The following is a 9,599-nucleotide window of genomic DNA, read 5'->3' as shown; positions in this document are numbered from 1 at the left end:
CTAGGCAGGGGGCGCCTCCGGGACGCGGTCATGTCGCGCGGTCTTAGGCGGGAGGACGTCTCCTCCGTTCCCTTTGACCTAGGTCTTACGCTTTGAGGCTAACGAACCTGCAAGACCATACGACAGACCGCTTCAAGCTCGGCGAGAGCGTTGTCGACCGCGTGCAGCCGGAGCCACCGGCAGTCGGTGGGTGACGGGGACACGCTCACGACAAGCTGCTCCAGCGGTGCGAAGGTGTCGACGAAGTCGGCCTCACGAAGTTTGCGCACGAACTCGGGGTATGAGATGCATTGGTGCCGATCGTGCTCGCTGAGCATCTCCATTCCCATCGCACGCTGCTGGATATAGAAGACCTGGCTATCTTGTCCTGAGCATCCATGGCTCGCGGGGAAATCACTGAGCGTTCGACCCACATTGACGAGCGCCGCCAGCATCTTCTCCTTCTCCGCCTGCGATTCGAACAACTCGAAGCTGAGCGAATCACGCATCGCTCCGGTGAAAGCGAAGTAGACCCCGAACAGGTATAACGTCGAGCGGACCATGTAGTCGTGTGTGATTGACCAGTTTCCCTGCTTCTCGAAGCCAGGATCCAGCGCGACGTAGCCATCGTCGTGAATGATGTTCTTCAGTCTGCCTCTGAGATCTTGGACAGCACTGAGGATGGGGTTGGACCAGCGAAGAACTTCTTCTCTGATTCGGTCGGTCTTTTCTTTTTGGCCTTGAAGCCGGAGGGACTCGGCCATCTCCCTTCTTGTGATAAAGGCCGAGACGATCCACGCCGAGATCACAGCCGCGGCGATGGAGCCCACGGTAGACGCGCCGACCGTCAGCCAATTCAGCGACGTCGACGCTTGGTCCGGATCATCCAAGAGCATCATGTGGGGCTCCATGTTGGTTTCGATCATGTCGGGCGCGTGCGGCGACCAGTGGTGGGGCCTGCAACGCCCCCATCCGGTCAGTCGATACCGGGGCAAAATTGGCAGGGACCTTAATCTTATGATCATTTGGCCCAGAAAGCGCCCAGTATGAGCACCTGACCGCTTGTTGTCCTGTCGAGCCGGTGATTCTGTTCTGGGTCGTTGTTGCGGGGCGCAGATGACCAGTCTTTGGGGGATCCGCCATGATATTTGCTAAGGGTCGAGTCATGGCACGTCCGTCCCCCTATCTCTCCGAGCTGCGTAAGCGCACGGCCTATATGGTTGTCGCTTCCAACCTAGGTATCGACTCGGCCGAGAAGGTGCGGTTCGGGGTTATCAGACGGACCGATTTGCCAGATTATCTAGCGTGACTTACTTATGGGAATAGGCATATCCGGGAGCGCCGAGGCCCCGAGGGAGGGGATGAGATTTGCGAGGAAGTCGCGGGTCGCTGGGTCTACGGCGTAGATAATGGTTCCACGCATCCCTCGGGTGAGCAGGACTTTATAGACGTTGCGAGCGAGCCCGTCGAAATCGGTATCCGGTACGGCTTTCTTGCTCTTGAAGGCAGGGTCCTTGTTCTCAGCACGCACTGTGACGAGGGACCCGTTCCGGGCTACGAGGTCGGGGCCGATGATGACGCCGGACCAGTCGTACTCGAAACCTTGGGCGGTGTAGATGCATCCGACCTGGCCAAAGCCGCTCGGTTCCGTTGCCCACAACATGCTAGGTGGCGCATCCCCGACGGCGCGGTCCTTCTTGACGTTCCAGGGTCGTGACCAGGCGCCGATGACGACGTCGTCCACGAGTGAGTCGTCGGGTCGTGGGTCGCTCCATGGCCAGCAGAAGCCAGCGGTCATACGAGTAGTTCCGGAAGAGGCACGGAGCGCTGCCTCAAGCTCCTGAGGAGAGTGCGCGAGCCGTACCTCGAAGTCCTCGTCGCCGTTCCAGGCCACTGGGCCTCCTGCCTCAAGGCCGAGCAGGCGCAAGACCCATTGCTCGTACTTGCGGCTGCCGCCGCAGCGGAACTGTTCGTCCAGGGAGACGCGGTTGACCGCGTAACCACGTGACCGCGCGTACTGTTCGATGGCCTGCACAGTGCCAAGCTCGCCGGGCCGCACGACCTGATGCTCGTCGAGTAGGAAGACCGGCACCCGGGCAGCGGTCATCAACTCATCTAGTTGGGGCCGGCCGCCGCGCTTCGCCGCCGGGGTGAAGCGGTTGGTAGATGTTTCGCGGATGCGGTGCGCTTCATCGCAGATCAGCACGTCCAGGCTGTTCTGCTCGGCGTCAACGAAGCTGTTGAAATACATGAAAAGGTTCTTGATCCGCGTGCTGCCGCGGCCGGGGTATCGGCGCATGGTCTGGGTGAACGATTGCGAGCCAGTCGCGTGTAGTGCCGTTCTGCCTTGCCGGTAGAGCTCACCCAGCAGAGACAGGGCGATGACGCTCTTGCCGCTGCCGGGGCCGCCGGTGACGATGATGACCTGTTTGAAATCAGAGCGGCGTGCCTTGTCTACCGCGCCCAGAACCAGTTCGTAGGCAACCTGCTGCTCATCGAGGAGCGTGAATTGCTCCCGCTCGCGAATCTCGTTGGCCGCGTAGGCCATGAGTTGCTTGCTGGGTGCGACTGGACTGCTCAGTAGCCGGTCAGCGGCTTCGGCGCCGGGTGTGTCGGTTAGATGCTGACGTAGGTATCTGTGGAAGTCGCCGCGGCGCTGTTTGGTGAAGAGCCTGCTTTGCTCATCCCGCACCTGGTCGTGTAAGCCGTCCACATCAAGGTCCATGGCATTGTGCAGGTATGCCACGCCATGCACAGCTTGCGGCCGATCCTTGAGCACGCTCAGGAAATCAGTCATGTATTCGCAGTAGCGCCGGACCTGTTCGGCCGGGTTGAGTAGTTCCCTGCCCGGCATACCGTCCGCTATGACCAGGTGTTCGCCTTGCTCGGACGGCTCGGCGCGACTCCACTGCTTGAGCTCAACGACGACGTAGGAGTCCTCGCCGGTACGCGGGTGCACGCCGGCCAGCACCACGTCGGCGCGCTTGCTGGTCAATGGAAGCTTGTACTCGACCAGCATCTCGACTTTGCTAAGCCCTGCGTCGGCGAGGTCTCTGGCCAGTGCGGGAAGGCTCCGTTCCCATGACCTCGCTTCGGAGGGGGAGGGGCCGCGGCCAGTCGTCATCCGCAGGTGCTCGCTGATCTGCTCGGCAAGCGCCGCTTCGTTGGGCGAGGCAATCAGGCTCTCCACAGACAGCCGTAATGCCGTCACAGGCTTCCCCCAGGCAGCACGAGATAACTCGTGCGGGTGGGGGCGTATCCACTCTGGCGTTAGCCGTACAAGCGTGGAAGCCCGTCGGGCCGCATCACATGGTCATCAAGAGGTTAGTGGAGGCGCTTTCCTCGCGGAACCACGGTAGAGATCAGCATCGTAACGACGCTCGCTCTCGTCCAGTTTGGCGTTGGCTGCCCCGACCAGATCGATGCCAAGGAGATCGGCGAGGCGGACGAGGTATGTGGTTACGTCGCCGAGTTCAGACCGTACGCGGTCGAAGGTTGCCGGCTCCAGACTTGTTGACTCTTCTGGCGTCAGCCACTGGAACTCTGCCACCAGTTCGCCGATCTCGCCGGCGAGGGCCATCACCAGGTTCTTCGGCGTATGGAACCGTTCCCAGTCCCGTGCACTTGCGAAGTCCTGCAGCCGCACGGCCAGCTGATTCAGGTCGGTCGTCACCTCTGTAACCGTACTGCTTTGAGCACCAACAGCATCTCGACTCGGCAAGCTGGTCCGCTGCACCATCCGCAGTAGGAGAGCTCGGTCTGATACTCCTGGACTTCCGGTGCGACCTGCGTAAATGCCTCACAAACACCGTGGCGTTTGAGACGCTATCCCGTGCATGTCCCGCGCTAAGTGCCGACAGGCAGGAGCGGCGGCGGGCGAAGTCGACGAGGGCCTCCCGGCGCCGCCCCTCGGATGTTTCCGGGCGTCTGCATATGGACGTGTATGCGCTGGCCGGGACGGTCACACTCGCAGCTCTAATCAGGCTCCTTGGCTCGGCATGGTGTTGTGATGGAGCGCTTGCTTGTGCCTAGCGGCAAAGGCTCTGGTGGGGCGCTAGGGGTAGGCCCTGTGGCGTGGGATTCGGCGAGTTGAGCTGAAACTCTCACCCGAGTGCCGCACCACCACGCCACAGCTGCTCGGTCGCGAGAAAATACCCGATGCACTTTTCATCACAGCTGGATATGCTTTGCGCCGTGAACACCGAGTGGTGCATAGAGCGTCTGGAGAACTACCTCGACGCTATTCGCGATTACGAGCGCTCCCTGGTTGATGATAGAGACCATGATGCCGTGGTAGAGGCACTCCAAGTCGTACTTAGACTGTCCAGGACCGCGCATAGCATTATGCGCCGTGTTGATCCGAGGCTAATTGGTGGGTTCGCCTGGGATGAGCGGTGGCAAATTGCACAGGACGTAAATATCGCGCTGGGTATCCTCGCTGACCAGAAGGAAGTGGACGAGAACCTTTACCTCGGCGGGCCTTCAATCCGGGCCGCTCAACTGCACTCATGGGTATGGGATGCTGCTTCGACCTTCTGGGACGCTGGTCACTATCGCGAGGCGGTCGAGCAAGCAGCAAGGGCGATCAGCGCTCATGCGCAAAGGAAGCTGGGGAGGAAGGATATATCAGAGGGCGCATTGTTGAAGCAAGCCTTTACACGCGAAGATCCCAAGTCTGGTGCACCACGTCTTCGGTTCCCTGGAGACCGTAGTACAGAAACTTGGAGAAGCCGCCAAGATGGTGCTGTGGCATTCGCGTCGGGGTGTTTCAGTGGGATCCGCAACATTGCAGTTCATCAGCACACCCTTGATTGGGATGAGCAAGAAGCTCTGGAATATCTGGCGTCCTTCAGTGTCCTGGCGCGTTGGGTGGACACCTGTAAAGTAGAGGCGCTCGATGAGCAAAGTGTCGATGCCAAGACTCCCATCCAGGTGCGCGACGCCTTGTCCCCAACGTGAATTGGCCTTAAGGCCGGGACAGGTGTGGTCCCTTGTCGGTCTAGACAAGATGCACGTGGGTCTCGCGGTCATTAGGTTCCGCTTTGTGGCGCTTAAGTGGAGGATTGGCTCGGACGAAGGCCGCCGCGTGTTGAGGGCAGCGTGCGCGTAGCTGCGGTCCTGGCATCGCCAGGTCCGCGAAGGCAGAAGCAGTAGTGCAGATGAGTTGTTTGCTTGGCTGTGGAGTCGCTACCGGTACGACACGTTCGGCTTGCCGGCAAGTTCGATCACGATTCGCCAGCCACCCTCAGCCTTCTCGGTGATCTCGACCGCCTGCTGCATGGCCTCTACTGGGCCTTTCACGATGATCTCGTCGGCGTTGATGGTGCGAGTGATGGATCGGGTCGTATCGATGCGGGTCACCGGGTGGGGTGCTCGCTCGAGCCGGGAGATCAGCTCTGTCTGCAACCGGGCTTCCATGCCAGAGACATGTTTGGCCAGCTCGGGAATGACGTGCTGCGGCGGGCCCGGCTCGAGCTTGGGCAGGGCGGTGACGATGGCCCCCATGAGCTCCGGTGCGCATTGCTCCACTGCGCTGTAGAAGGCAGACATTGCCTCCTTCGGCCGGGGATACAAGACGATGCCCATCGCCTCAGAAAAGTACTTTGAGGCCCGGTGCAGCTTGTCAATGCAGATCGCCGTATCTGCTGGGAGCTTGCTTGTTACCAGGACGCCCTTCTGAAGGTCGCCGGGCTTTTCCAGCATGTCGGTTACCGCTGAGAGACGAAGTTCGCCCGAATCCAGCTGTTTCAGGGTCGCCCCGGTCGGCTCCAGGATCTCCAGCTTCAAGACGGCGGCCAAGCGCTCACCGTCGTTTTCGGCTCGCAGGCACACAAGCAACCCGGGTTTGGTCGTTCTGTTCATTCGGTCGGTGAGTCGCTTCGTCAGGACCTGGACAGAGGCGCGAAAGCCGTCAGCGGTTCCCGCATGGAGGGCCTGGAAGATGTCCTTTGCCTCAGAGTCGGCGAAGGTGCCTGGAGGGGCAGAGTCGGGACTCTCCGCCATCTTCTGGATGTGGTCCACATGCTCCACGAGGAAATCCATGACCTTGCCATCGATCTCCTGGAGCTGGGGGTCTCGATGGCTGCTGTCGCGGGCCACCAGGTTGTAGGTCATGAGGCTGATGTCCAAGGCCAACCCTTCTTCGGCTGCGTAATATCTTGGTACTTATCCTCACGGTAATCAAATACCTGGGACCAACGATCTATTCGCGAATGTGTTCGAGTATAGGTGCGCGTCTTGCCTGACTACGATTTCCATACTCTCTCGGCAACGGATTTTGAGCGGTTCACATGCGACCTGCTCAATGAGGATCTGGAGCTCGACCTTCACAGCTATCCCGAAGGTCGTGATCAGGGAGTCGATCTCCTGCAGGTCGCTGGGGACGGAAGGCGCATCGTTGTGCAATGCAAACATTATCGGAAATCGAATAAAGCCCAGTTCATCGCTGCAGTTGAGAAGGAGGCGGAAAAAGAGGGAAGAAAGTCGGCGGCGAGATACATTCTAGTGACTTCGCATCCTATGTCGGCCGCGACGGAGGAGAAGGTGATGCGTGTTCTGGGTATTCCTCAGCAAGACGTCTGGGGTCCCGAACGACTGAACGCGGCGCTGGGGAAGCATAGTGATGTGGAGCGCAGGCATCCCAAGCTCTGGCTATCGTCCAGCGGAGTCTTAGAATCCATCGTCAATGCCGGTTGTTGGAATCGTTCAGAGGCGGAGCTGAGCGCGATCGCCGAGCGTGCGAAGTTCTGGGTGGAGACTTCCTCCTACTCAGAGGTTGTCTCCCTGCTTGACAATGAAGGAGTGTGCGTCGTTAGCGGGGCGCCTGGGGTGGGCAAAACCTATCTTGCGGACATGGTTGCGCTGCAGCGTGCTCACAGCGGGTGGCAAGTTGTGCATGTGTCCAACATCGAGCAAGCATGGTCGATCATACGAAACGATGAAAGACCTCAACTGTTCATTTACAACGACTTCCTTGGCGAAGCAGAATTGAAATTGGATGCAAAGTCCGAGGCTCCAGGTGTGACCAATTTTATAAGGGATATTATCCGCAGGAAGGATGCCAATAAACGTCTGATCATAACGACCCGGGTGGAGGTTCTTCAGCAAGCCGTGCTCGCGGCGACCCCGTCTCTGCAACGCATCGCCAATGATGACACCGGCCGCTTATTGATCAAGCTTTCAGACTGGGATGAGCCCACGCGTATGCAGGTGGTGCTGAACCATCTCTATTTTGCTGGCCTCCCGGAAGAAGAGCTAAGCGCTGCGAGTGTGGATCGGCGGCTGCTTAGTGTCATCAGGCATCGTTCATACAACCCGTACCTGATCGAAGTGATATGCGACAGGTTCGACGCGGCAACTACCGCGGATGATGCACTGTCGGCGCTCATGGCTGCCCTCGATTTTCCCGAGACTGTGTGGTTCGCCAGCTTCGCGGTGCTCAACTTGCTGGCCACGGAGATTATCTTGACGATGGCAACAATGAAGCCGGGTCCGGTTTCGATCGAGATGTTGCGTGCTCTCGTCGGAGACCAGGGCTCAGCGACGGCATGGGGAGACGCCTGGCGGTCGCTTGAGCCGACGTGGGTCATGGTGAGCGGGCCGCCGACCGCGCGCGCCCTGGCCTTCGCTCATCCAGGTTGTCGTGACTACATTCTTGGCAGGCTCGACCTTGACAGCGACATGGCTGGCGAACGTGTGGAGCGGGCGCGCATGCTTGAGCAATTTGCGGAATTGGCGAGCGCTTCTGGCGATCTTTGGGTTGACGCCGGTGTTCCGCCCCTCGTCCGCCGCGCGGTGATAGCCGATGCCATGAAGAGGCGCCGCGGAGTCGTCGCTGAAAAGATCCGACTCTTCACGGAGCAGGACGTGGCGAGCTCCACGACCACCGAGGGTCGGCTGAGGTTGCTGGTGACGTCCGCTGCATTGATAGGCCTCTACGGATCTGCTGACGACTCGCGTTGGCTCACGGAGCTCGTGGGGGAGCAGATAAGAGATCTCGTTACGATACCCGCATCTGACGGGTTCGCCCTAGCCGTGCAACTCGCAAGGCATTCGCCGTCGTCAGGACTTGCTGAGGTGACTCAGCGGCTGGCGACGGCAGCCGCCGCCAGCACGCGCACTGTTGGGGATCTCGATGCCTATGAGGCATTCGCTGCCGAAGTGACCTTGCCAGTGGTTGCAGACGCAATTCGACCGCTTGCCTATCGGATCATCATGCAAGAGATCGATGATCTTTATGATGAACGAGACGCCCAGTTTGTCAGGGACAGTGCGCACGACCTGCAAGCGCGGGCGTCTCTCTATGGCCATGAGCTCGACATAGACACCGTCCTTGAACACGCGGACTACCTTGCGCAGGGGCGCTAGTGCTGTGACCGGAAATGATCACCGGGTTCGCGCGCCGATGGCCGCGCCGATTGGATGTGAGGACACATCTGGTTGGCGGAGGGAGTCGTTGGTGGCAGAACCGGTCAGGGTGCGCAGGCTGACCGATCAGGAAGGGCAGAAACTGCAGCAGATCGTGCGTCGCGGGAGCACCAGTTCGGTGCGGTATCGGCGGGCGATGATGCTGCTGGCCTCAGCGGGCGGTAACACCGTCCCGGTCATCGCCCGTCTGGTCGCCGCCGATGAAGACACCTGCGGGAGGTGATTCACCGGTTCAACGAGATCGGGCTGGCCTGCCTAAACCCCTAGTGGGCGGGAGGCCGTCTCCGCCTACTCAGTGACGACGAGGAAGACTTCGCCGTCCAGACGGCCACCACCCGCCCTACCAAACTCGGGCAGCCCTTCACCCGCTGGTCAATCCGCAAGCTCGCCGCCTACCTGCACCATCTTCCTGGCCGGGCGCTGCGGATCGGCCGGGAATCCTTACGCGCCCTGCTCGCCCGCCGCGGGATCACCTTCCAACGGACCAAGACGTGGAAGGAGTCTCCCGATCCGGACTTCGACGCCAAGCTGGACCGGATCGAATACGCCCTGACCCACCGCCCGACCAGGACGTTCGCCTTCGACGAGTTCGGCCCGCTGGGCATCCGCCCCACCGCCGGATCCGGATGGGCCAAACGCGGCCGGCCGAACCGGCTGCCGGCCACCTACCGGCGCACCCACGGAATCACCTACTTCCACGGCTGCTACTCCGTCGGCGACGACCACATGTGGGGGATCAACCGGCGCCGCAAAGGCATCGACCACACCTGGGCGGCACTGCGCTCAATCCGAGCCGCCCGCCCCGACCGTGGGCCGATCTACGTGATCCTGGACAACCTGTCGGCCCACAAGAACTGGCGCATCCGCGCCTGGGCCAGCAAGAACAAGGTCGAGTTGTGCTTCACCCCGACCTACGCCTCCTGGGCCAACCCGATCGAGGCCCACTTCGGCCCACTACGGCAGTTCACCATCGCCAACTCCGGCCACCCCAATCACACCGTCCAGACCCGAGCCCTGCACGCCTACCTACGCTGGCGCAACGCCAACGCCCGCCACCCCGACGTCCTGGCCGCACAGCGGCGTGAACGCGCCCGCATCCGCAGCGAGAAACGCATCCGCTGGGGCGGCCGACCGCTATCAACGGCCGCGGCCTGACCGCCCAACCCGGTGATCGTTTCCGGTCACAGCACTAG

General features: G+C 60.8%; 6 protein-coding genes and 1 pseudogene. 3 read left to right on the top strand and 4 right to left on the bottom strand.

All coding sequences use genetic code 11. The features are described 5' to 3' along the window. Positions 1–98: 98 nt before the first annotated feature. The 3 genes from Psi02_RS39605 to Psi02_RS39595 all read right to left on the bottom strand — a co-directional run bounded on the left by Psi02_RS39605 (position 99) and on the right by Psi02_RS39595 (position 3,652). Positions 99–905, bottom strand: a complete 807-nt coding sequence (locus Psi02_RS39605) for a hypothetical protein (RefSeq protein WP_203981063.1) — start codon at positions 903–905, stop codon at positions 99–101. 374 nt (positions 906–1,279) lie between these two features. Continuing rightward, complete coding sequence (locus Psi02_RS39600; RefSeq protein WP_239095546.1) at positions 1,280–3,190, bottom strand: DUF2075 domain-containing protein; 1,911 nt, start codon at positions 3,188–3,190, stop codon at positions 1,280–1,282. A 105-nt stretch (positions 3,191–3,295) separates the two neighbouring features. Further along, a complete protein-coding gene (locus Psi02_RS39595) occupies positions 3,296–3,652 on the bottom strand; it encodes a nucleotide pyrophosphohydrolase (protein ID WP_239095545.1) in 357 nt (118 codons plus the stop codon). Positions 3,653–4,173: 521 nt separating this feature from the next. On the opposite strand from Psi02_RS39595, the gene Psi02_RS39590 reads away from it, so the two are divergent. Beyond that, positions 4,174–4,938 carry a TIGR02391 family protein gene (locus tag Psi02_RS39590; RefSeq protein WP_203981061.1) on the top strand — a complete coding sequence of 255 codons (765 nt, stop codon included), beginning with the start codon at positions 4,174–4,176 and terminating at the stop codon, positions 4,936–4,938. Positions 4,939–5,166: 228 nt separating this feature from the next. On the opposite strand, the gene Psi02_RS39585 is transcribed toward Psi02_RS39590, so the two are convergent. Next, on the bottom strand, positions 5,167–6,108 hold the full coding sequence (locus tag Psi02_RS39585; protein WP_203981060.1) for a nucleoid-associated protein: 942 nt from the start codon (positions 6,106–6,108) through the stop codon (positions 5,167–5,169). A 108-nt stretch (positions 6,109–6,216) separates the two neighbouring features. Here Psi02_RS39585 and Psi02_RS39580 point away from each other — a divergent pair, with 108 nt between their 5' ends. Continuing rightward, the gene (locus tag Psi02_RS39580; protein ID WP_203981059.1) at positions 6,217–8,346 is read left to right on the top strand and encodes an nSTAND3 domain-containing NTPase; all 2,130 of its coding nucleotides are present in this window, start codon (positions 6,217–6,219) and stop codon (positions 8,344–8,346) included. 91 nt (positions 8,347–8,437) lie between these two features. Next, a pseudogene (locus Psi02_RS39575) lies at positions 8,438–9,561 on the top strand (IS630 family transposase). Positions 9,562–9,599 lie beyond the last annotated feature (38 nt).

The sequence above is a fragment of the Planotetraspora silvatica genome (assembly GCF_016863315.1).
GTDB classification, from domain to species: domain Bacteria; phylum Actinomycetota; class Actinomycetes; order Streptosporangiales; family Streptosporangiaceae; genus Planotetraspora; species Planotetraspora silvatica.
This window is presented reverse-complemented; position numbering and strand designations above follow the sequence as displayed.